We start from the raw sequence: 24,730 nt of genomic DNA, 5'->3' as shown, positions 1-24,730 counted from the left end.
TTTCATCCATTCAATATCTTCATTTGTTTTTTCATTTAAAATTAATATTGGAATAAAGAGAATAAAACTTCTTTTTTGGGGAGTATCCTTCCATGAATTTTCCAATTGAAGGGATCATTGATCCTTCGAAATCAAAAATAAGAGAAGTATTATTATTTTTCTTAATAATATGGTCAAGAATATAAGCAGAAGTATTGTGTTTTTCCTCTTTTTTATTTCTTGCGAAAGAGAAACAAATAATTCTGTTTTTAGAAAATAATATAGCTTGAGAGCCTAATAAAACTTTTTCTTTAGTATATATATCATATATTTTTAATTGCTCTCTATTAATTAAATATTCAAAAATTAAGCTGTATTTGTCCTCTAATTTGTGAATATTTATATATGCATATGCGTTTTTTAAGGTTTGAAAATTTTTTAAATTATTAATTTCATTTATTATAAGTTCCATTCTTGAAGTTCTTCTTAATTCTTTTCTTCGATTAGAAGAATAGTTATTAAAAATTTTTTCATAGGATTGATTCAAATCCAAAATATAATTTACTTTTAGCTTTCCCTTTGGCTCAAACATTTCAGTATTTTCTTCATTAAAAGAATAAGCTCTTACTAAATTTCGATGCAATTTTTTTTCAAATTTCTTAAAAATTTCTTTGCTTAAATTTTTTTGATGGAAAACACCTAATTGCTGACAATAAATAGGTTGAGTGATAAATTTAATGCCAAATTTTTTCACAAAAGGTAAGGGCATGATGGCTTCATAATCATTTAAGACATAACAATCCCAATTGTTTTCAACCAAAGTATCCAAATACCATACTTCCGCATAAATACGGTAATTTACCGATTTACTTAAACATTCGGTGTACTTATCTACATCTAATTTTTTTCGTGAAATTCGTTTTATCATTCAAATATACTTTCATAAACTTTTCGCCATTCCACCCAATCTCCATTTAAGTTTGATTGATGGAACAAAGTTATAAACGTCCCATTCACCGCTTTAATTGCTTGTTTGATTCTTTTTATTTCTTCTATGGACTGGTAAGGTGAAAGTTTTAAATAATTCCTTAACGTAACATCCATCACTGTAAAAGGATATATTGTTAACAATGTTTGTTGATTAGTTGTTAAATCGAACCATTTGTAAGGAGTAGATGTTCCTGCTCTAAAGCCTGTTTTATGCGGAAATCCCATCGTATAATCTTCTAAAATATCATTTTTCAACAATTGTTGATAAGTAGGAGGAAAGTTAAGTTTAATGAAATGCTGTCGCGAAGATTTAACTTCAGTTGTTACAATTTCTTTTAAACGGTAGATTTCATTTGTTAATCGATTATCTTCAAAGTTCGATTGATACGAAGGATGAATACCTATTTTAGCCCAGCCTGATAATTTATTAATTAGATTTTGCTGGGTTTTATTTTTCCAACTGTGATTTTTATCGAAAGTGGAATAATCACCCAATAACCAAAAGAATATCGTGTCAACCTGGTGTTTTTCAGCCAATACTTTCAGGTAATCAAATGTGTCATAAGGATCATTTTCTTGATGGCATAAAACCTTAATTTGTTTTCTGGCCTCTACGAATTCTCCCTTTATCAATTTCTTTATGAATGAACCGTATTTTATTTCTGAGGAATGATGGAGGTATTTCCATGCATAGTCAACATCATGGGTATTTATCTGCTTAAACAGTCTTTGTTTAAAAGAAATGGAGGGAAATTTCTTTTTTAAGTGTTGTTGAAAATCCAAACAAATCTCATCAACAATTGGTTTAGAGTAATCTAATTCCGAGCCTAAAAATCGATTATGCTCATCAAATTGATGAGGTCTGGCTTTATATTCTTCATAACGGGATAACCAATAGAAGCATTTTCCTATTTCATGTAATGAATGATAGTCAATAGTTTCGTGAATATCATTTTCTAATAAAATTTCATCTACATGTAAGTTAAACCCATTCTCTATAAATTGATTTGAAAAATTGATTTTTGGCAATTCAGATTGAATGTATTCCTCAAAATCCGTTGTCATTTTATAATCAATTCCGGAAAAGTCATGTAGGATAAAATCAAAAATGTATTGAATTCGATTTGTTATTTTTTCTGTAAATAGGATGATTTTAGGATTCAAAACAAAAAAACATATAATGTTTAAAGATAAGTAAAATGTAAATTAAATTAACCCTTCATCTGCAAATGAATAAAAATCTTTTTGAGAAACAATCATATGATCCAGAACTTGTATATCCAATAATGCAGCGCCTTGTTTTATTTTTTGTGTAATCGTTTGGTCGGATTGGCTTGGAGTAAGATTTCCGGAAGGATGATTGTGTGAAAGAATGAGTGCAGTGGCCATTAATTCTAAAGCACGTTTAAATATAACCCGAACATCAACTGCAGTTTGGGTAATTCCTCCACGAGAAATTTGTTCTGTTTTGATGATTCGATTGCCTTGATTAAGAAACATAACCCAGAATTCTTCATTGGGCAAATCGCCAATCTGCTGTTGAAAGATGATGGCTGCATCTTTACTCGATGATATTTTGTCTCGTTCAAGAACTTCTTGTGAATTTCGTCTTCTTCCAATTTCAAGAGCTGTAATCATTGAAATGGCTTTTGCTTCTCCAACACCTTTAAATTTACATAAATCTTCAATTGAACATTTCGCCAATTCGTTCCAATTATGATTAGCGTTTTTCAAAATTCGTTTCGCTAATTCTACAGCAGACTCTTCTCGATTTCCACTTCCCATAATAATGGCAAGCAATTCGGCATCAGATAAAGAAGAACGGCCTTTCAATGCTAGTTTTTCACGTGGACGATCATCCTCGTTCCAATTCTTAATCGAGTTTTTATTTTCTGGGTATTCCGTCATCGTCTTTGCCAATTTTTATATAGCTGTAATAAAAACCGTCGTGAACTTCTTCACTAATACCAAGTTTATCATTTTCCAAATGATAACTTTTTCCCATAGAATCATTTCCGCTTGTAAAAATCATTGGAATTTGATTTGTACTATGAATACTTTTTCCTTTGCCTAATGTATAAATGACCCGAGATGTCTCTTTTCCATTGATCATGGTGATCATTTCGGTTGGTGTAAATTCAACGACTATCGTTTGTCCCATTGGAGGATCTTGTTCACGTCCCATAATTCCGCCCGAAAGTTTTACCAATAACCATCTTCCGATAATGGATGCTTCTTGATGAGTTTTTTCCATAGGTTTAGCCTGATCATCTGTTGTGGCTTTTGTAGAGGTGCAACTTGATAAAACAATAAGAGCTGTAAATATTAGGCAAGTGATGTTGCTTTTCATATTTCGGAATTTTAATTAAATATAATAAAAAAAGCCCGAACAAATTTGTTCGAGCCTGGTATTTAAAGAAATAGATTTTTTATTTATTCACTTTTGCCCAAGTGTCTTTTAAGGTAACCGTCCTGTTAAAAATTAATTTTTCAGCAGAAGAATCTCGGTCTAAAGCAAAATATCCAATGCGTTGAAATTGGAATTTATCTTCAACTTTAGCATCTTTCAATGCAGGTTCTGCAAATCCTTCTTTTATAGTTAAAGAATTTGGATTCACGAATTGTAAAAAGTCTACATCTTTCTCCGCATCAGGAGATTCAACTGTAAATAAACGATCGTATTCGCGCACTTCGATCGGAATATTTTCTGTTGCAGAAACCCAATGTAACGTTCCTTTTACTTTTCGTTTAGAAGCTTCTGTTCCACTTCCGGATTTCGTTTCAGGATCGTATGTTGCATAAATTGTTGTGATATTTCCTTCAGCATCTTTTTCAACTCTTTCTGCTTTGATGAAATAGGCACCTTTCAAGCGAACCTCATTTCCTAAAGATAAACGGAAAAACTTTTTAGGTGCTTCTTCCATAAAATCTTCACGCTCAATGTAGATTTCTCTTGTAAAAGGAACGATACGAGTTCCAGCTGTTTCATCTTCCGGATTATTCTCAATTTCTAACTCTTCCACTTGTCCTTCCGGATAATTTTCGATGACAACTTTTACTGGATCAATCACAGCAAAAACACGAGGAGCAATTTTATTCAAATGATCACGAACAGAAAATTCTAATAACGAAATATCCAATACATTATCACGTTTTGCAACACCGGCAGTATTCCAAAAATTCTTGATAGATTCTGGTGTATAACCACGACGACGTAAACCTGAAATGGTCGGCATACGCGGATCATCCCAACCTGTTACAACACCTTCTTGAACCAGCTTCATTAATTTACGTTTACTTGTAATCATGTACGAAACATTACCACGGGCAAATTCACGTTGTTTAGGTTTTTGAGGCTGATTTGGCAGTTCTACGTTATTCGCGTACCATTCATATAAATCGCGGTGGTTTTTGAACTCTAATGAACACAATGAGTGAGAAATTCCTTCAATATAATCAGATTCTCCGTGTGTCCAATCGTACATCGGATATATTTTCCATGTGTCTCCGGTGCGGTGATGTGGACGTTTCAAAATACGATACATAACAGGGTCGCGCATGTTCATATTAGGAGAAGTCATGTCAATTTTTGCACGTAAAACATGTGTTCCTTCTTCAAATTCTCCTGCTTTCATTCGTTCGAAGATTTCTAAATTTTCTTCAACAGAACGGTTTCTGAAAGGAGATTCGATTCCGGGTTCAAAAGGTGTTTTACGTTGTTCATTAATCACTTCCGAAGATTGATCATCGATGTACGCTTTTCCTTCTTTGATTAATTGAACAGCCCAATCGTAAAGCTGCTGGAAATAATCAGAAGCATAGCGTTCTTCAGACCACTCGAAACCTAACCATTTCACATCTTCGCGGATAGAATCTACGAATTCTTGTTCTTCTTTGTCAGGGTTCGTGTCATCAAAACGTAAGTTGACAGGAGCATTGTATTTCTGCCCTAAACCAAAGTTTAAACAGATTGCTTTTGCATGCCCGATGTGTAAATAACCATTTGGTTCCGGTGGGAAACGAAAGCGTAAATTTTCTTTCGGCATTCCGTTGGCTAAATCATCTTCAATGATTTGCTCAATAAAATTCAATGATTTTTTTTCTTCTTCCATTTTTATTACGATTGAGTTTGCAAAGGTACGAAATTGACAATAAATATAATGTCGAAAATTTCGGATTTTACAATTAGAAAAATTCAATCAAAAAATAGAAGTAAATAAGTGATTTATAATGGATAAATTACCCTAAATAAATATCTAATAATCCGTCAGGAATTTGAATTAGCATTGCTTTTTCTTCGCGATTAACTTCAAGAATCCATTCGTCAATCATCGGAATTAAGATTTCTTTTCCGTTCGCGTCAACTTCGAAATATGCTTGAGCAGCAGAATCGTTGACAGATTTTATTGTTCCGACTTCTGTATTGGATTGGTCATAAATAGTGAAACCAACAATTTCGTGGTAATAAAAATCTGTTCCGGAAAGTTCTGGTAACGATTTTAGAGGTAAATAAAGTTCGCGATTGATTAATTTGTCGACATCTTCGTCTTCAACATCTTCAAACTTTACTAATAATTTTGTGCCTTGATAAGGCTGAGAAGTTTCGAAAAAAAATGGAACCAGTGTACCATCTTGCTCGATGAACACTGCTTCCAAAGTATCGTATAATTCTGGTTCATCTGTATCCAAGTGAATGATTAAATTACCTTTGAAACCATGTCTCTTTGTAACTTTACCTAAATAGTAGCAATCATTTTTTGTCATTTGGAACGTCTCTGAACTTAAAAATTATTCTTCTGTAGCAACTTCTTCAGTTGTACCTTCTGCTTCTTCAGCAGGAGTTTCTTCAACTTGTGCAGCAGCTTCAGCTTCCTGAGCAGCTTTTACACGAGCTTCATTAACAGCTTTTTCAGCTTCTAATGCAGCAGCTTTAGCAGCAGCAGCACCTGAAGTTAAACCGTCTTTTTTAGCTTGAACTTTTGCACCTTTCGCTTCTAACCAAGCTTCAAAACGTTTTTCAGCTTCTTCTTGAGAAAATGCTCCTTTTGCAACACCACCTAATAAGTGTTTTTTCATGTAAGCACCTTTGTAAGATAATAAAGCTTTCGCTGTGTTAGATGGCTCAGCACCAGTTTGTAACCATTGTACAGCAGAATCAACATTTAATTCTACAGTTGCAGGGTTAGTAATTGGGTTGTAAGTACCTAATTTTTCGATGAAACGACCATCACGTTTTGCTCTTGAGTCAGCAACTACGATGTGAAAGAATGGTTTTCCTTTACGACCATGTCTTTGTAATCTAATTCTTGTAGCCATAGTATAACTAATTATTTGGGGAACTCGTCCCGTTTTACAAATTTGAGGTGCAAATATACAATATTTTTGGTAAATAATTATTTTTAAAATGATTATTAAATTAATTCTGAAAAACCAAGTTTTTTCAAAAGACTTTCTGGTGTATTTTTAAACTCAGAAATAAAATGAAAATGAACAGACAAGAAATACTTACTCAGACACAGGCTTATATTAAGAAAACCTTCTTGGATGAAGGAACAGGACACGATTATTTTCATATAGAACGTGTTGTCACCAATGCAAAAAAGATTCTAGAAACGGAGAATGCAGATCCTTTTTTAGTGGAATTAGCTGCATGGACGCATGATATAGGCGATTATAAATTACATAACGGTGTAGATAAATCTGAAGAGTTGATAAGAAAATTTTTGGAATCAATTCATGTGGAAGACGAATCGATAGAGAACGTTTTAGAAATTGTGTCACAAGTGTCTTTTAGCAAAGGAAATAAACCAACGACTATTGAGGCTGAAATTGTACAGGATGCCGATCGTCTGGATGCAATAGGAGCAGTGGGAATTGCTCGTTGTTTTGCGTACGGAGGAAGTGTAGGGAATATCTTGTATAATCCATATGACAATTCGAAAGATGCGTCGAGTGTGCAGCATTTTTATGATAAGTTGTTTAAATTAAAAGATTTGATGAATACGAAAACAGCGAAAGAAATTGCACTTTCTCGTCACCGGTACATGGAAAAATTCATCGAAGAGTTTTATCAAGAAGTGAAATAACAGGATGAAAATTGTAATGATTTCTGAGAATAATTATCATATGAATACAATAAAATTGTAACTTATTCACGATTCTACCGTCTATAGAACTAAACCTTGATTATGAATAAACTTATTACGCTTTTGTTGCTTTCTTTTTTTAGCTCTTGTGTGTCTGTCGAAAAATACAATGCGCATATAGACAAAAAAATAGATGCAGATGAATTGCAAAGAGATGTTGACCGGGCAAAGAAGAAGTTATTGACAAAACAAGTTGACATCGATATGTATTATTCAAAAGAAGTCATTGCAAGTCGACTGGATAGTTTTAGGAATACAATTCAACAACCAATGAAACCCAATGATTTTTCGAGAGAATTGTCAAAAGTTGTTTCAGGTTTTGGTCATGGACATACTGTCGTGACGTCTTTTGGAAAACGAGCAACAAAACTGGAGAAAAAAAAATATAAAAATTCCAAAGGTCCATTGAGTTTACTCGAGTTTAAATCTTTGGATAATCACGTGTATTTAGATAAAAATAATTCGAAAGATTCAACATTACTGCTGCAAACGGATATTTTGGCAATTAATGGAATTAAATTCCAGGATTTCTATAACTTATATCATAACTATCGAAAAGGAGACGGATATACAACGACATTTAGTAAATATATGTACGGGAGTTCCTATCCAAGATTTGTCTCGAATGAAATTGGGATACAAGATTCGGTTGTACTTACCTTTCAAAAAAATGATTCAATCATTACCCAAATTGTAAAAAGAGAGTATCAAAAAAAAGAAGAAAAATCTTTGAAGAAAAATACTTCGGACAGCATTCAAAAAAAAACAAATGAAGAGAAGGTGTTCACAAAAATCTCTAAAGAAGAAAAGTTAAAACGAAAAGAACGATTAGATCATAAGAAGAAAGTAAAAAAATATTTTGCTTACTCTAAATCGAGAAATGAATACCAGAGAGAACTTCGTTTTCCGGATAAAAATGATTCGACAACAGTTATATTAAGCATCAAAACATTTTCATTAGAAAATAGTAAAAAAGCATATCCTTTTATTTTTGATTCAATAAAAAAATTGAATGTCAAAAATTTAATTTTAGATGTTCGCAACAATGGGGGAGGTTATGTAAGAGACGCAAATTATTTGTATTCATTTCTAACAACGCGAAATCAACCACAAGCGGTTATGGGCGATAAAATGAAAGTGAATTCTAAATTTGGTTTAATGAAGAATTATTTTCAAAGTTTTGGAATAATCGGAAATACATTAGGTTTACCATTAGCTGTTTACAAATATTCACAATCTGTTTTCAAAACGAAGAAGGAGAAAGACGGGTATTACTATAAAGTAAGAGGAAAGAAAGATTTACTGAATCAACCTGAAAAATTTACAGGAAATTTATATGTCTTAACAAACGGAATGTCTTATTCTGCAACATCTATTCTGACGGCAGCTTTACAAAACGAAGGAAAAGCGATATTTGTAGGAGAGGAAACGGGAGGAGATTATAATGGGACTGTTGCCGGAAGTTTTAATGATTTCAAATTGAAAAATTCGAAATTAAAAATATACTATGGGATGATGGATTTCAGACCTAATACTTCTCGGGAATTAAAAGGAAGAGGTATTATTCCAACTGTTCCAGTCGAAATGTCCTTTGATGATATTATCAACAAAAAAGACCCACAACTTGATTGGATTTTGAATGATATAAAAAGCAAATAGTAAAATGAAATTAAAGTCAATTCTGGTTTATTTTTTTCTTTTGTCAATATGCAGCTGTGTTTCTGTAGAGAAGTATAATGCACATATCGACAAAGAAATACCTGTGGATAAGCTAAAGAAAGACATTGATTTTGCATACAAAAAATTGAAAAGATATCATCCGAAACTGGATATGTATCTAGCTCAAGATAAAATTGATTTTAAATTTGACAGTGTAAAGAAATCAATTGAACAACCTTTAAAACCAAATGATTTTTATGTAAAATTTTTTCCGGTTTTTGAAAGTTTAGCGCATGGTCATACAGATCTTTATCCAATTTTTAAACGATTAGAAAAAAAGGAAATTAAAAAATATAAAGAATCAAAATCAGCGTTTCATGATTATAGTTTTTTTTGGAAAAATGACTCTGTTTTTTTGGTGAATGATAACAATAAAACGAATCCGATCAATTCCGGTTCAGTTTTGCTTTACATCGACGATATTCCCACAAAATATGTATATGATAAATACAAAGAAAGTATTTATGGTGATGGAAAAAATACGACTTTCTCGGATAATGTATTCAATCGTACATTTTTGAATTTTATTACGCTGGAACAAGGTGTTAAAGATTCGGTTGAGCTTACCTTTTTAATGGGGAATACAATTATAAGCAAAAAAACTTTCCGAAGCTTTTCTAAACCGAAAGAACAAACGATTGCTGTTGCTTCAAAAATAACAAAACAAGAAAAAGAGGTTGACCGAAAAGTCAGGATAAAGCAAAAGCGATACGGATACAACAAAGATTCTAAATCTTATTCCAAAGACTTGTCTTTTCCCACGAATGACAGCACGATTGCGGTACTGAAAGTAACAGATTTTAGAAAAGGAAAGATACGTGAGCTATATAAAGAAGTATTTACAGATATCAAGAATCATCATGTACAAAACCTGATTTTAGATCTTCGAAATAATGGCGGAGGATTTATAAAAGATGCACATTATTTGTACGCTTATTTAGTCGATGACTTTCAACCGTTTTTGGGTAAAAAAATTGTAGCGAACAAAACGTCGTTCGGAAAATCATTGTATAATCTTTTCCCTGTTTATTCTTATCCAATCCTTTGGGTCGGGTCCGGTTATACGTATTTTTCGACCACAAAAAATACAGAGAAAGAATACGAATTGCACCTGCCATTTTCATTTGTTAAAGTAGATAAAGATTTGGTTTATCCCCATAATTTATATGTCATGATTAATGGTGGGTCTTATTCTGCTTCGTCTTTAATTTCGGCTAATCTTCAAGCGAAAAACCGTGCTTTTTTTGTTGGAGAAGAAACCGGTGGCGATTTTAATGGAACAGTTGCGGGTTTGATGCCAAAATTTACTTTGCCACACTCTAAATTGAAAATGTCAGTTGGCACAGTATATCTTTCTCCTGTTGAAAAACGAGAAGAACTTGGGCACGGCGTTTATCCGGATAAAGAGATAAAACCAACATTAGAAAATAAAATTAAACGATTTGATGTGGAGTTAAACTGGATCTTAAACGAAATAAAAAATGGAAATAAAGAACTTCATAAACGACTTCCAAAATCAAGGGAATAATGTTTTCTAATTTTTTTAAAAAGAAGTTGAATTCTTCTGATATGAATGGGGCTGATTATCTGAAAATAGCTGTAGCAATTACAGATAAATTCAACAGCTCTGAAAAATCGACCTATAAAACCAAAGTTAAAGGAACGGTAGAAGAATGTGAATTAAATTATTATTTGATTCCATATGCGTTCGATTTAGAAAATCAATTAAAACCGAATGGAATTCATTCTTTCGAAGAATTGTATCATATTATAACGCCTAAAATTAATTTTAGTGAAGTTCCCGAAGGTTACTTTAACGACTCGACTATCGATTTCTTACATCTTAGTTTTCGAACAAAAGAGTCCAATAACCGATGGAGAGATATTCCCCATGATTTTTTGATTTTTATAGGAATGAATAATTCAGATGAAGTAAATATTTATGAAGTGTTATATTCAGATAAGTTTGATGCTGATTTTATTGATTTTTGGCGGAAATCTGAATGGTGTTCTCTGCATTTGCCTCTCAATGATGCGCATGCATCCGCTTTAGAGGTCATGGATGATGTGCTTTTGGGCTTTTGTAAAATAATGGAGATTGATGGTCTTGAAATGTTATTTCCTGCTCCGGACAAAAAGGTTGTATACGAAGCAGATGTACAGTTGTATGCGGATTTATTAAAGCTGATAAATCCGGATTTGGAAGAAACCAAAGTAAATAAAAGAGCTAAGAAACTCTATGAAAAATTAATTGTTAAAGGAAAGCCTGACGAAGGAGACAATGCTGATTTGGTTGTGGAAGATTCATGGCATTCGGATTGGAAATTTGATATAGAAGATATGGAAGATTTCTTAGCAAGTTGTCTGGGTGAAACGGTCACTATTGATGTACCTGAAGAGACGTATTCGGCAGATCTTTTTCCTTATATTCAGAATTATTTAGCACAAAAGGGGAAAGTTTTGATGCATTATAATTCGTGGGCAGATAGTTATTTTTTCTTTGTTTTAGATTTAAAAGACTTGGATGAGGCGGAAACGAAAGCTTATTTTGCACATCTACATATAGAAGCAGTTCATGAAAACAGTTAACCAACAAAACGAAAAGTAGCGCTTTTCGTTTTTGATTACCGGTGTTTGAAACTACAGAAAATAAAATTCTGAAGAGTATCGAAAGGTGTTTTGTGATCGATGGTGAAACATTCGATTTTATCAAAATGAGCATCGAATGTAGACGTTAAAGAAATTTCATCCTGCTGTATTAATAGCATAAAAATACCCAATAATGGATATTACTCCATTATCGGGCTTGATTATTTTGTTGTTAAGTTGTTTGTAATAAGCATGTTGTAATGTAGTGGTGCGTCTGAAAACATTACCCCTTATTTTTCCAGATCTAATATTTTAATATAAACCTCTTTAATAATCGCTTTTTGTTCAGTAAAATTTTGAAGTTTTATTAAGCTATCTTTTAGGATTAGGAAAGTGTCGTTATGTTTCTGTTTTCCATGCCAAGTATTGACTGTATAATTAACTCCTATTCTATCTGGATTAATAAGATAAAATACGCCATTGTTCTTATTTATTTTCTTTTTACTAATTTGTAATCTATTACATGGATAAACTGCTACTTTATAATCAGGTTTAAATTTTATAAATTCACAATTTAATTGTCCTGTAGCATTATAATAGTCAACAGAAACTTTTTTGTAAATAGTATTGGTATCTATTTTTGAATAAATATTTAGCTCAATACTTTCGTTGTGGTAGTTATTATTTCTATCAAGTGATTTACATGTTATAAATGCAACACAGATAATAAATAGTGTTATATTATTCAGTATTCTTACCATGATGTGAATTTATTTGTTGTTTGATATTGTAAGTATGGTTTCGTTGAAAAGTCAAGAACTTCAAATCCTCTTTGACCTGCAAAAGAAGAGTTATGTATCCATCTATTCTGAATGGTATGCCTTACATGTCTATCAGAATCAATGCCTAATCTATAACCTTTATAACCAAAATACAAAGCTCCTAAGCGGTATCTAGGTACGTCTTCATTTTCATATACTAATCCATTTTTATTTACTGATTTTCCAATTTTACCATTTTTTTCTTTTCAAAACACTATCAAAGTTTGAAATTTGTGCTTGCTTAAAGTTATATACAATATTATCAATTGTAAGTCTACCAAGAGAATCTAATTTGGCATTACCCTTAATTATTTTATATCCATAAGTAAAATTAGTATGATAGCTAGAAAATGACCTCAACATTACATCATTATCCATAGCTATATAGACTCCATTATTAAGCAAAGTCTTACTATTTATACCATCTAGCTTCAGGTCATTTTGTATTTGTTCATGTAATCTTTCAAAGGGAATAATCGTATCATAATTAAATATTGTTGATTTAAATATAAAAAATCCTTCCTTGTTAAAAACATAATATAAAATACCATTCGCTATTTCATTATCATTTAATTCAATTGTTCTTTCATAATAATAATACCCATCTGTTCTTATATTTGAATTAAATATACCTATTTCACTCTTTGGTATTAAATTTTCTTTTTCCTTAATAACAGGAATACATGAAAATAATATAAAAAAAATAGAAAAAAATATTTTTACCATGATGTAAATTTATTTATTGTTTGGTATTGTAAATAAGGTTTAGTAGAAAAATCAATAACTTCAAAAGCTCTTTGTGCAGCAAATTTAGAGTTATGTATCCATCTATTTTGAATAGTATGTCTTATATGTCTATCAGAATCTATACCAAATCTATAATTTTTATATCCAATATATAGAGCTCCCATTCTATATTTATTGCCGAATTCTCTTACTAATCCATATTTATAAGTAATACCATTTTTTTGTGTTTCAGGACCTAAATCTCCTCTAACTCCATCATGGAAACCTCCATTTTCAATATTATAGCTTGAAGAATTTCTTAATCCTGTAAATAGATTCATTCCTAAAGAAATATCATTATATGATATAGATGCAGCTGCAGTACGATAACTATCACCTCCATCACCTAAAGTTCCACTAAATGGTTTACCATCATTTTCATATGATAATCCAAAATTACCATATTTTAATTTTACAATACCTGTTTGTTGTTCATTTATATTTAACCCACTCCATATATTTGTACCAAGACTCATACCAAACTTTCCATTGTCATAAGAGAGCATTGCTGATTTTCTATATTCCCAACCACTTGTTTCTGTTCCTGGATGTGCACCATAATTCACTATACCAAAACCAGCGGATAAACTAAAATCCCCAGCATGAAAAGTAGCGCTAAAGTTTGCACCAACTCCCCATCCTTTACCTATAGCTATACTTGGAGATATATTAAAGCTAAAACTACCAATATTAAAATCAAATGATGGTAATATAGTTGAAGCAACTTGATTAGCAATATATTTTAAAGTTCCATAAGAAGCAGAAAATATTGAAGGGCTATAAACTCCTGCCATAGCACCAGATATAGCTCCTTGCATAGTAGCTTTCAATGCTCCTTTTATATTCCATTTTTGTCCATTAATTAAAGTTCCTACAGTGTATATAGCTAATCCAGCACCAGCACCAATAATAGCACCCCAAATAACTGGCGCAACATACGTTAAGAAAAAGCCAGCTACAAAAGCAATCTCCCCACTTGGATCATTAAACATTAGAGGATTGTTCAGCACATACCCATACTTGTTGTAGTTCTGAGTATTATAAGGATCTTGAATATTTTCATCTGCATTTAAGAATCTTCTTAAGATAGGATCGTATAAACGACCATTCATATGGATAATTCCTAATTCTTGGAAATGTTCGTGCGATGTGTATCCACGATCAAGTAATAATTGTGTTTGTTTGATTAAAATCTGATCTGTAATAACAGTAGCAGTACCAATTTTAAGGTGTGTTAAATTCCCCCAAGCATCATAATGGCGCTGTTCTACTTTCTTACCATTACTATCAGTAATTGCTAAAATACTTCCTAAATAATCTTTGTGTAAATAATGATAGGTAGCTTGTGATTGATTAAAGTCTTTTAAATACAAAATATTTGCATCATATGGTGATCCGCCAATGTACAAGATGTGTTTTTCTTTTCCTGTTGTATGATCAACCGTCACTTCAAAACTTGCATCCTCGCTATAATATTTCGTAAATTGACCTTGGGAGTTTACTTCAAAATTACCACCATAACTTACGACTTGTCTCATATTCGATAAACCATATGAGAACGCAGCATCTCCTGCTATACCATCAATAAATGTAGGGTCATTATTTTCATTGTATTTTATTCGTTGAATATTATCATTGGCATAATGTGCTTTACCAAATGCGTTTAAATCAATAGAAGAAGGACGGTAAATGGAACCGTTTGTTCCGAAATTAATTTTTCCAACCTGATTATTTTCCGTAATTCTTCCTTGTGTATCATAGACATTTTTATGCATATCCCCTGTGACAGGATTTGTCCACTCAGTTAAGCGATTATTATTGTCATAGTTAAATCCTTCAATAATAGAGATATCACCGGAAGTAATACGAGAAGTTAATTCATTTTTAATGGCATCAAAAGAGTAGTTGATATCAACAATAGTAGGTGTAACGGAAGAAGTATGTTTAATACTACTTAGCATAGTATTATAATCATAATTATTTACAACGGCTGCTTTCCCTAATTTCGATTTTGTAACTTGTCCACCTGCTAAAGTCTCCTCTAATTGCCATAGAATAGCACCAGAATTTTTATCTTTCAATTGATACAATGCTCCACTCCAGGCATCATAGACATTTTCAATTAATGCTTTTGTGTATTGACCACCAGAATATAAACTTTTTTCATAAGAAGTGATACGTCCTTTATCATCGTAGGTAATTCCTTTTTGCATGAAATAACGTCCGTTACTTATTTCACTTGATTCGACTAAACGCCCTTGTGCATCATAAGTAGCAGTAGAAGAATAAGTATCAAGAACTCCTTTTATATTTTTAGCAGTTCCGGTTCTTTTTGTTAATTGCCCTTTCGCATTATATGTTAAGGTAATATCTTTTGCAGTACTCCCGTCATTCGCTGTTTCAATTTGTTTGATTAATTGTCCTTTTATATTGTAGGAATAACTTTTTCTTCCTTTAGGGCTGTCAAAATAAATAGGATTTCCTAGGACATCATAAGTATATCTATATGTACCATTAGAAGGATCGTGAAACTCAGATTTTCTTCCCCAATGATCATACTTTGTTGTTACAACATTTGCACCATACCCAGCAGAGAGTTGTTGACCAGCAGGATTATAAGCAAATGTAATAGATCCGCCAGCATCTGTACTACGAATAACATTTCCTAAAGCATCTGTTTCTTGTGAAGTTGTTCGACCATAACCGTTATCTTCTTTTACAGTTGTAACCATTCCCACAACTTTAGTCGTCATTTTTTTATTAGTAAATGAAGTTGCTGAAATTTCAGGAGGAAAAACAGCGTCATTATAAGTTAACGTATTCCATTTTTGTACGTCTCCTTCAAAATAAGGTTCACTTTCTTTTATTTTACGACCAATAGCATCATATTGAATTTCTTTTGAAATGATACGTCCTTGATTAAATCCTTTTGTTGACGTTTTGTATTCTTGCCCTAATCTATTAACATACTTAATTCCATAATTTCCTGTAGGAGAATACTCAGTTGTTTTAATATTTCCGTTTGAATCTTTTTCATAGGTATAAGTGTTTGTACCGGAAAGATTATCATTTGATGTTAAGATTTTTCCCCAGGCATCGTAGGTGTTGGTTGTTATATTTCCGAATGGATCTATTTCAGTTAATAATTGTCCCCATTTGTTATAGGTCATAGAAGTAATTAATCCAAGCTTATCAGTTTTGTTTAAAACAAATTTACCTTGAGCATCATAAGTTGTCTTTATCGTACCAAGAATTCCATCTTCGGAACTATCGATGGTTTTTTCAATAATATTTCCAAAACCATCGTATTTATAATATTCATTAATATTTTCAGAACGATCTCTATCATATACAGTTTTATTTGAAACCAAGTTGTTTTCATAGTAATATGACTCATAAGACGTAATACTTTGTCCGTAAGCTTGATTAATTATCTTTTTAGATGATGGCCTGCCAATGTAATAATCTTTTCCATTACCATTTTCATTATCTAAATACGTTAAAGTAGTAGTAGTAATACCAAAACCATTGTTAATGTTAGCAATAGTAGATTCAGGTAAATAATACTTATTATATGCAACAGTCTCAACCGAACGAATATTTTTTAACGCATCAAATGTTGTCACTTTATTTGGAACTACAGCCGTAATTAAATTAGGGACAGTGGTTGTTGGTTTTTTTGCGTATTTTAGTCCGGAAGGAGTCAAATAATCATATAAATATTCAGTTTCTGAATAAGAAATTAGATCTTTATTAGATGCTGTAAAATTAGTTGTGAAAATACGATTCGTATCATTATTACTTACACGAACTGACCATTCTTTATTAGTAACGCCTTCATTATAAGGGTCTATTTGAGATGCAGCCCACACTTTTGTATTTTCAAATCCACTAGCATACCAAGATGAACGTGCTTGTTGTTGGAAACCTAACATCCCTTTTCCTAACAAATGCATACTCATTCCACGATAGAAGAAATCTTGTTTTCTATTGTCCTGCTGTAATTGAGCCACAGCATAAGAACCGGGTAAACGTTCTGAACCCACAAAAGGATAGGTTAGTAAACTTCCAGAATAAAATTTAGGGTTTAAAACAGGATCTAATTCTTTGTAAGTTACAGAAGTTGTAAGTCCTCCTTGAGAAATAGAATTCATTCGTCTCATAGGAGCTATGTCTTGGCTTCCTCCAATAGTAAGAAAAATAAATGTATCGCATGACGTTTTTTTACAGTCATCGGGTTTTCCCATTAGAACTGTATTGTTCCCATCACGATAAATAGAGGTTATTCCAAATGGAATGACCATATTGTCATAACGTTTACTATTTGAATTTAATAGTGTAAACGTTAATGAAGAATTAGTAGAACGAGCAGTTGTGAAAACTTTTGTTTCTATAGTTGTATACTCATCATCCCAATGTGCACTCCATTCATGATTACGAATAGTTAATTTAGTAGCAATAAATTCTGCACGACCATCATTGTCTAAATCTTCTGCATAAAAACTATTATAATATTCATTTGTAGTACGAATACATCCACTTTCTCCAATATTATTATGAATACTTCCCGTTGTTTGAATAGGATCTTTTGAATAGTAAGCTAGATTTGTTTTTGTTTCGGGAGCTTCAAAACCTTTTCCATTCGAAAGGTATAAGAACCAATCATACGATTTATCTGCTTTAGGAATCATGATATCCATTTTCCCGTCTCCGTTAAAATCGCCTGTAACAGCACCTTCAATCATACCTTGCAAGTCATTTCCATTTTCATTGAAAGTTGTCGCAACTGTAGTGTAATAAGTTTGACCAGTGGATTCATGTTTAACAAAAGAAACAATGTAATTACCTCGTTGTTTTTTTAACATAAAGTAATCTGTTTTTCCATCTCCGTCAAAATCACCTTGAATATAATCTGTCAGTAAATTTCCAAAACCTGAACCAACAACACTATTTATATCAGAATTATATGGAAATAATAAATAAGCTTGTGTATAATTATTACAAGTTGTTTCGGGTTCAATAAATTCTAATTGATGATTTTCATTGTATCTTGTCCCATACAAAGTCTCACAAGTATAAGTAGTTGTAGATATAAGCAATTCATCAAGCCCATCACCTTCAATATCAATAACACCAGAACTTTTTAGTGCAGTTGATCTTTCAACTTGTATACCCATTTCTCCTGGACCTAAAGGTTCCATTGGACCTGAAGAATAAGTTTCATCATATTTTTCGCCTGCTAAAACCCTTTCGAACTCTAAATTTAATTGATTGGTAGAAGGGTTTAAGGTGTATCCTCTTACTGTTAAATCACGTTTGTTGTACCCATTTTCAGTAGCTTGGTTTAAAAGGATAAATCCAGTACGAGGTATAAGCTGATTATTACTGTTTTTAATTGTAAATGTTGTAGCAGTATTTAGATTTATTGAAGGTAAATTTGACAGAGTTCCGATTAAAGTTTTTGGAGAATCAGGGAAAAAAACTTTTTTATAAATGTATAAGCTTTTTCCTTCATTTACAATTAAATCTATTTCTCCATCACCATCGAAATCTCCATATAAATTTTTTTCTTTATTGTCATGAACAGGATCTACAATTTTGCTCTCTGTCCAAGGTTTAATAGCAGATCCTTCATAAGTGAACGTGACAGGATTAGCAGATTCATTAACGGAATTCTGCTCTGTGATAGAATTTACAACCTCATAATTGCTTCCATGTGAAGTGGAGTGAGTTAAAGTATATTTTTTGAATAAAGAACCATTTGCATTGACCGTAATATTACTTAATAACTTGGATTGTATAAATCGAATTCCTTTATTATTTCCATTTAAATAAGAGGTTTCAATTAAACTTCTGTTTTTATAAGTAAAAACCATGGAATTGAAATGGGCTTTATTAAGTGTTTCATTTCCTCCCCAACTAATTTTACTAATCAATGAAACATTCTCTGATTGCGTATATGTATATGTAATATAATTTCCCTGTGCATCTTTCCATTTCACAATATTATATTCTACAGGAGTTACAGCAGGATTATCAGAGCTTGTAGTATTTCCATACCAAGCTTGGGAACCATCTTCAAATGTGACTTCGAAATAACTTGGTCCACTCCAATTTTTTCCTGAGATAGAACCAACAGATTTGATTTTGATATTAGAAAATTTTTCGGTTTTATAAGTTGCACCATCTTTTCCGTATTCACCATTTACTAATACTAAACGTTGACCATTAAACTGAAAGAAATCATTGTAATTTAAATCCAATCCTTTTGTGACTCCGTCTTTTTCAAGATTTTTTCCTGCTCTTGAAATATTTGTAATTCCGGAAAGAGCCCACCCATATCCAGCTATTCCATTTGTAGAATGACTTGAGTAAACTAGGTTTACTTGAGGTGCAACCGACTTAACACCAGGAGGTAATGCAATGGCTAAAGTGTATTGTAATTGCCCACCTCCATCTACGTTTAGACTTCCCGAAGTGTCATGAAGATTTGAGCTATTAGGAGTTGTTCCTGAAGGATTCGTACTTCCGGCATCTGAGGAAGTTGGTCCGCCAGAACCTACAGTTGCATCTCCTACTTTTGCATGAAAAGTCCCAGAAGTTGTGGCAGAAGCTTGAAAACCATTTGTAAGAATAATAGTAGTAGGATCTTGTACAGTTCTGGATGTACTCTCATTTTTATCTAAAATAGTTTGAGCATTTAGATGAACAAAATAAGAGGTTAGAAATAGTAGAAGAAATAAGTATAATTTTTTCATACTTTCAAAGTTTACTTTTTGATAATAGATTTAGCATAAACACGTCCATCATTCAATGTAAATTGAATGATGTAAATTCCCGGATTATAAGTAGACATATTAATTTCTAGCTGTCCAGATAAGCTTTGTACATTTTCTTTATAGAAAAAATTAAGTTGACTATGATTATAGATTCCTATAGAGAAAATCTCACCATCAACATTGTTATCCCATTTAATTGTTAAATCGTTCTGAACAGGAACCGGAAAAAGTTGAATATATTCGAAGAATAAATCTTCAGAAGTAGAATCACTAACATACATTGTTGTTTTATTTCCGGAAGAATTTGAAGAAATCTCAAGAGAATGTGCTATCCGTGAAATTTGATTTCCTGCCTCATCATATGAAAATGCTACACTTTTATAATCAGGAGCTATAATCTGAGCAAAAGATGTATAACAAGAGAGAATAAAAAAACAAATAAATAACGTTTTTCTCATATTACTTTTGTTTAAGTTGTTCTACTTGTTTTGTTAATTCTTCAATTTTCTCATTCTGTTCAATTAAATGAAGCGTTAATTCCTCAATTTTTTGAAGAAGAAGGTTATTCATTTCACCCACTTTTAATCCATTTTCTTGAATCTCTTTTGCCGATGGTAAATCAGGTAGATGATGATTTTTTGCCGTAAATGCTTTTATTTCTTCTAAAGATTTGAACTGATAAGAAGGGTTTAATAATGAACTTCCGGTATAATATTTTTGAAAAACATAATCCGCAGGAACAGCCAAATCTACTTTAACTTCTTGTGCATGAATATTTCCTTTAACAGCTAACCTAGCATCAGGATTATTTGTTCCAATCCCCACGTTACCATGAAATGTAGTTAATTTAGTTTCAGGGAAGATCTTTATCGCTGGTGTGTTGTAAGTATTCCCTATAAAAAGATAATTTAATGAATCTGTTGCTCCACTTCCTAGAGCTCCAAACCCACCATAGGTCAATGAAGGCGTAACTTTAGATCCAAAAAAATAACCTCTTGCCCAACCTCCGGTAGATGCTGAAAGTATTTTAATACCAGAAGCCGGAGAACTGTAATCAATTAAAATTTGATTTTGTATATCCAAAGCCACCTGAGGAGTAGAAGTTTTTATGCCCACATTCTGATTAAATACTTGTTGAGCATGTGCAGAATAAATTGATAGGGTACATAATAAAGAAAGTATATTTTTTCTCATACTGATTGTTGTTTAGTAAAGTGTAAAGATAAAAACTTTTATATTGTATAATAAATTATAAGTACTTAATTTGAATGGAATGATAAATAAAACTATATTGTAAATGAATTTATTAACGAGAATAAAAAAGGAAGAGATGGGAAATATAGTTTAAAATTTAGGAATGAAGATGAGAAAAAAACGGTTATAGAATCGAATCCAATAATAAGGATCAACCGCTTAAATTTCCATGTAGAAAATAAATAACACCTTTTGGTTTTTCGGCATAAAAAAGCAAACAATTTAGGGTTTCCTGATTTGGAGTTTTTAAGTTTGTTTCGTCAAATTTATGTTGAAACAGGAAAGAATAATTTGGATCTAATTAACTTTGATCAAATATGAGTTTTTCTTGGAAAAAGTAAACCGATGTAACGATTATTAAATAAGCCGATACAAAAAACAAGATTATTCGAAGGATAATTTTATTTATCTCAAATTCTTCAGAAGAATAAAAATAAGCTTTATTTCGAAAGATTTCGTTTTATTTTCTTGTAGTTTTTAGAACGGATAATCTTGCCTTTATCAGTAATCAGTAAAGCGGCATAATCCTTTTGTTGGTTGATTAACTCTAATCCTTCTTTTTTTCCTAAAACCATTATAGAAGTACTAAAGCCATTGCACATTTCAGCATCCGGACCAATAACTGTAACCCCTGTCAATCCTGTTGAAGGATAACCGGTTTTTGGGTTAATGATATGTGAATAACGAATACCATCAATCAGAATAAACTTTTCATAATCACCGGAAGTTGTGACAGCAGCATTTCCCATCGATAAAATGTCGGCCATTTTATAGCGCTTGAATGGATGTGTAATTCCAACTCGCCAAGGAGCTCCATTTGGCTGAGTTCCCCAAATTGTCATATCGCCCGAAGCATCAATAATTCCGGCTTTTATGCCCAGACTTTGCATATAGGTACGTGCTTTTTGTGCAGCATAACCTTTTCCTGTAGATCCAAAACCGATTTTCATTCCGGCTTTTTTCAAGAAGATTGTTGCGTTTTCTTCATCCAGAAGAATATTTTGATAACCAATTTTTTCAATGGCTTTTTGAATTGCTTCCTGAGTTGGAATTTCCTCCATAGAACCATCAAATTTCCAAATTCTGTCCATTGCAGCAAAACTGATGTCAAATGCACCATTCGTAACCTTTGAAAAATAAATGGCGCGTTTTGTCAATTCAAGTACTTCTCGGTCAACTTTTATAGGCTGAATTCCTGCATTTTGATTCACCAATGAAACTTGTGAGTCTGGCTTCCAATCGGAGATCAATTTCTCAATCCGAATCATTTCATCAATGGCTTTGTTGATGTTTTTTTCTGCAGAAATAGAATCGCTGTCAACCAGCGTAATTCGGAAACGGCTTCCCATTAAAATTGTATCTCTAACTCCGACTGTTTGAGCATTCGCCGGAATTAGAGTATACAATAGTATAAAAGTGAATATATTTTTTAGAATTGAATTGTTCATTTTCTGAAAAGATTTTAATAACAATCGGTTAAAAATTGCCCGTTGCGTTTAAATTCTTCAAACGATTTATTCAACTGTTCTTGACAAATTTTTTCCAACACTTTTTCTACATCATGTTGCATCGCCAAAGCACCACAAACCATAATAACTCCTTTGTTTTGCAAAGCTTCGGCAAATAATTGTGCATCACGATTCACCAAATCCATGACATATTGTTTATGTTCTTCGCGAGAAAAAGCAATATTAAACTTTGTTAAATGATTCTTCTCAATCTGTTCTTTTGCAAAAACTTGATACCCTTTAGTGGTAGGATTCAGATGACGAAAGCCAGTATACAAATGCGTTTCTACCTTCTTCTTATTTTCGTCTATCATACCAAGAAAAGGTGCAATTCCTGTTCCGTTTGCAATCATGACAACTTTGGAAGCTTTCGGAAATCTAAACGCTTTATTTTTTACAATTCTCGCTTTAATGGTCGAATGAGGAACTAAATGATAGAGGTATTGAGAACCTAATCCAAATTCGTGTAGTTTGACGATTAATTGAAGTTTATTGTCAACTTTTCCAACGGAATATAATCGTTCTTTATGATCACTTTCGGGATAAATAGCCAATAAATCTCCGGATTTGAATTTCTCTTTTGTGTCCAGTAGAACAGAAAACGTAGCATCCTGTTCAGTCGTTTTAGTCGTAGAAATTACGTTAACATTTTTGAGTTTCGGAGCTCTACCAATATACATTGAAGGAATTGCCGCCAACGGAATATCGGTTGCTTCTTTAAATGAAGTGACCCAATGTGTAAATTCTTCAGGGGATTTATCGTTAATTGTTTTTAAATCAATCAGACGAGTTGCCCATTCCTGATGATTTAACAACTCTTCAACTTTAATAGCATAACCGCAAAACTCCGAATAGGCACGAGAGCCAAAACCGATAACAGAGAATTTTATTTCTTGTTGTTGAGGAAATTTTTGCACCAAAGATTCAAATTTTTTCGCATTTGTTGGAGCATCACCAATACCGTAAGTTGAAGTAAAAATGATAAGCTGTTTTGCATTCGGAAAAATTTCGTATTGATTCATTTGAGCCATGTATGATTTTTTTCCACTTGCTAAAATTTGTTCCTGAATTTTAGTTGCAAAACCTAGAGTTGAACCATTTTCTGAGCCCACTAAAAGGATAATTTCGGCTTCGTTTGCAGAGAATTTATTCTTTCCAATCTTTGTACGTGTACGTTTGAACGTAATCACGAAACCTGAATAAATAAAGAAAAGAATGTGAAGAGAAGCAATCCCTAAAATAATTGCCCAAATCATATTTGTGCGTCCTGTATGCAAATCTAAACTCAACTTTTCGAAAACCTGAGCCTTTGGATAAAAAGTCTCGTTCTCTACTTTTCCGTTGATTTGATTGACAGTGATTTCGCGGTCGTTTAATTTGATTGTATAGAATTCATTCGGATCTTCCGGATCAAATGGAAATTCTATTTTCTGAATATCAGCTAGTTTAGTTTCCTTGAAAATAACGAAATCTTTCAGTTCAATTTTCGTGGTATTTTCATCAGCTGATGAAGTAATTTCTGCTGCTTCTACTTTCGGATTGGGAATCATTTCGAAACGCAGCATAAATAAATAAGTTCCCGTTAAGGAAATAATGATAATCGGAATTAACAATAATCTTCCGCCAACAACATGAAAATACAGTGCAAAGAAATCTTTATTGATTTTGGCAAAGAAGTGGCGAATGCCTTGTTGACGTTTGATGATTAAAATTGTCCCGGAAAAGGCGATCAGGAATAATAAAAAAGACATGACGCCAACAATAAATCGTCCTGTTTCGTGTAAGAAAAGTGAACGATGCAAGGACGTTACCCACTCGATAAACTCACTTTTTTTGATTGGGTTACCTAATTTTTCTCCTGTTGCAGGATCAATGTATTGTTTGAAATCATTTCCATCTTCGTCAAAACCTTCTAATGTTACAAATTGATTGTAATCGATACTCAATTCTAAAATTTCAGCATATTTTTCTTGTAAGACAGGTATGGTTTCTGCTAAAGAAATTTCATTAAAATGATCTGCTTTGTAAGGTTGAGTTTTTTCGACAACAGGATCAATAGCTAAAATGACTCCTGTAATAGAAGCCATTGTTAGAAATAGAAACGATAAAATTGCTAAAGCAAGATGGGCATAACGCCAAATCGATAAAGTCATTATTTA

General features: G+C 32.3%; 19 protein-coding genes. 4 read left to right on the top strand and 15 right to left on the bottom strand.

Annotated elements, in window-relative coordinates:
• Positions 1 to 31 precede the first annotated feature (31 nt).
• The 7 genes from H277_RS0105885 to H277_RS0105855 form a co-directional block, all read right to left on the bottom strand.
• The gene (locus H277_RS0105885) at positions 32 to 907 is read right to left on the bottom strand and encodes a hypothetical protein (RefSeq protein ID WP_019974663.1); all 876 of its coding nucleotides are present in this window, start codon (positions 905 to 907) and stop codon (positions 32 to 34) included.
• Positions 904 to 2,034 (bottom strand): polysaccharide deacetylase family protein, encoded by a 1,131-nt coding sequence (locus tag H277_RS18705; RefSeq protein WP_146810360.1) that lies wholly within the window; start codon positions 2,032 to 2,034, stop codon positions 904 to 906. The genes H277_RS0105885 and H277_RS18705 overlap by 4 nt, the downstream gene beginning before the upstream one ends.
• Before the next feature lie 141 nt (positions 2,035 to 2,175).
• Positions 2,176 to 2,877, bottom strand: a complete 702-nt coding sequence (radC, locus tag H277_RS0105875) for a RadC family protein (RefSeq protein WP_019974661.1) — start codon at positions 2,875 to 2,877, stop codon at positions 2,176 to 2,178.
• A complete protein-coding gene (locus H277_RS0105870) occupies positions 2,855 to 3,319 on the bottom strand; it encodes a hypothetical protein (protein ID WP_019974660.1) in 465 nt (154 codons plus the stop codon). Before H277_RS0105870 ends, radC begins: the two co-directional genes overlap by 23 nt.
• A gap of 79 nt (positions 3,320 to 3,398) precedes the next feature.
• Positions 3,399 to 5,081: a glutamine--tRNA ligase/YqeY domain fusion protein gene (locus H277_RS0105865; RefSeq protein WP_019974659.1), complete on the bottom strand. Its 1,683-nt coding sequence runs from the start codon at positions 5,079 to 5,081 to the stop codon at positions 3,399 to 3,401.
• 127 nt (positions 5,082 to 5,208) lie between these two features.
• Entirely contained in the window at positions 5,209 to 5,733 is a 525-nt protein-coding gene (rimM, locus tag H277_RS0105860) for a ribosome maturation factor RimM (protein ID WP_019974658.1), read from the bottom strand.
• A 24-nt stretch (positions 5,734 to 5,757) separates the two neighbouring features.
• Positions 5,758 to 6,285, bottom strand: coding sequence for a 30S ribosomal protein S16 (locus H277_RS0105855; protein WP_019974657.1), 528 nt, complete (start codon positions 6,283 to 6,285; stop codon positions 5,758 to 5,760).
• Between the two features lie 170 nt (positions 6,286 to 6,455).
• On the opposite strand from H277_RS0105855, the gene H277_RS0105850 reads away from it, so the two are divergent.
• From H277_RS0105850 to H277_RS0105835, 4 genes are all read left to right on the top strand, one after another.
• On the top strand, positions 6,456 to 7,055 hold the full coding sequence (locus tag H277_RS0105850) for an HD domain-containing protein (RefSeq protein ID WP_026357435.1): 600 nt from the start codon (positions 6,456 to 6,458) through the stop codon (positions 7,053 to 7,055).
• A 102-nt stretch (positions 7,056 to 7,157) separates the two neighbouring features.
• Complete coding sequence (locus H277_RS0105845; RefSeq protein ID WP_081623196.1) at positions 7,158 to 8,774, top strand: S41 family peptidase; 1,617 nt, start codon at positions 7,158 to 7,160, stop codon at positions 8,772 to 8,774.
• A gap of 4 nt (positions 8,775 to 8,778) precedes the next feature.
• On the top strand, positions 8,779 to 10,362 hold the full coding sequence (locus H277_RS0105840) for a S41 family peptidase (protein WP_019974654.1): 1,584 nt from the start codon (positions 8,779 to 8,781) through the stop codon (positions 10,360 to 10,362).
• Entirely contained in the window at positions 10,362 to 11,423 is a 1,062-nt protein-coding gene (locus tag H277_RS0105835; RefSeq protein ID WP_019974653.1) for a DUF6630 family protein, read from the top strand. The genes H277_RS0105840 and H277_RS0105835 overlap by 1 nt, the downstream gene beginning before the upstream one ends.
• A gap of 290 nt (positions 11,424 to 11,713) precedes the next feature.
• Here the strand turns inward: H277_RS0105835 and H277_RS0105830 are convergent, their stop codons facing one another.
• The 8 genes from H277_RS0105830 to H277_RS0105800 all read right to left on the bottom strand — a co-directional run bounded on the left by H277_RS0105830 (position 11,714) and on the right by H277_RS0105800 (position 24,724).
• The gene (locus H277_RS0105830; RefSeq protein ID WP_019974652.1) at positions 11,714 to 12,184 is read right to left on the bottom strand and encodes a hypothetical protein; all 471 of its coding nucleotides are present in this window, start codon (positions 12,182 to 12,184) and stop codon (positions 11,714 to 11,716) included.
• A complete protein-coding gene (locus tag H277_RS20615) occupies positions 12,178 to 12,432 on the bottom strand; it encodes a polymorphic toxin type 23 domain-containing protein (protein ID WP_081623195.1) in 255 nt (84 codons plus the stop codon). The genes H277_RS0105830 and H277_RS20615 overlap by 7 nt, the downstream gene beginning before the upstream one ends.
• A 1-nt stretch (position 12,433) precedes the next feature.
• Complete coding sequence (locus H277_RS0105825; protein WP_019974651.1) at positions 12,434 to 12,970, bottom strand: hypothetical protein; 537 nt, start codon at positions 12,968 to 12,970, stop codon at positions 12,434 to 12,436.
• Positions 12,964 to 19,788 carry a polymorphic toxin type 23 domain-containing protein gene (locus tag H277_RS0105820; protein WP_019974650.1) on the bottom strand — a complete coding sequence of 2,275 codons (6,825 nt, stop codon included), beginning with the start codon at positions 19,786 to 19,788 and terminating at the stop codon, positions 12,964 to 12,966. Before H277_RS0105820 ends, H277_RS0105825 begins: the two co-directional genes overlap by 7 nt.
• An 11-nt stretch (positions 19,789 to 19,799) precedes the next feature.
• The gene (locus tag H277_RS19670) at positions 19,800 to 20,267 is read right to left on the bottom strand and encodes a T9SS type A sorting domain-containing protein (protein WP_019974649.1); all 468 of its coding nucleotides are present in this window, start codon (positions 20,265 to 20,267) and stop codon (positions 19,800 to 19,802) included.
• A 1-nt stretch (position 20,268) separates the two neighbouring features.
• Entirely contained in the window at positions 20,269 to 21,003 is a 735-nt protein-coding gene (locus tag H277_RS19665; RefSeq protein ID WP_019974648.1) for a hypothetical protein, read from the bottom strand.
• Positions 21,004 to 21,503: 500 nt separating this feature from the next.
• Complete coding sequence (locus H277_RS0105805; RefSeq protein ID WP_033422601.1) at positions 21,504 to 22,511, bottom strand: FAD:protein FMN transferase; 1,008 nt, start codon at positions 22,509 to 22,511, stop codon at positions 21,504 to 21,506.
• A gap of 14 nt (positions 22,512 to 22,525) precedes the next feature.
• Positions 22,526 to 24,724, bottom strand: a complete 2,199-nt coding sequence (locus H277_RS0105800; protein ID WP_026357433.1) for a PepSY domain-containing protein — start codon at positions 24,722 to 24,724, stop codon at positions 22,526 to 22,528.
• Positions 24,725 to 24,730: the final 6 nt, after the last annotated feature.

The sequence above is a fragment of the Empedobacter brevis NBRC 14943 = ATCC 43319 genome, assembly GCF_000382425.1.
Lineage (GTDB): Bacteria > Bacteroidota > Bacteroidia > Flavobacteriales > Weeksellaceae > Empedobacter > Empedobacter brevis.
Note: the sequence above shows the minus strand (reverse complement) of the source record. Positions and strands in the feature narration are given on the sequence as shown.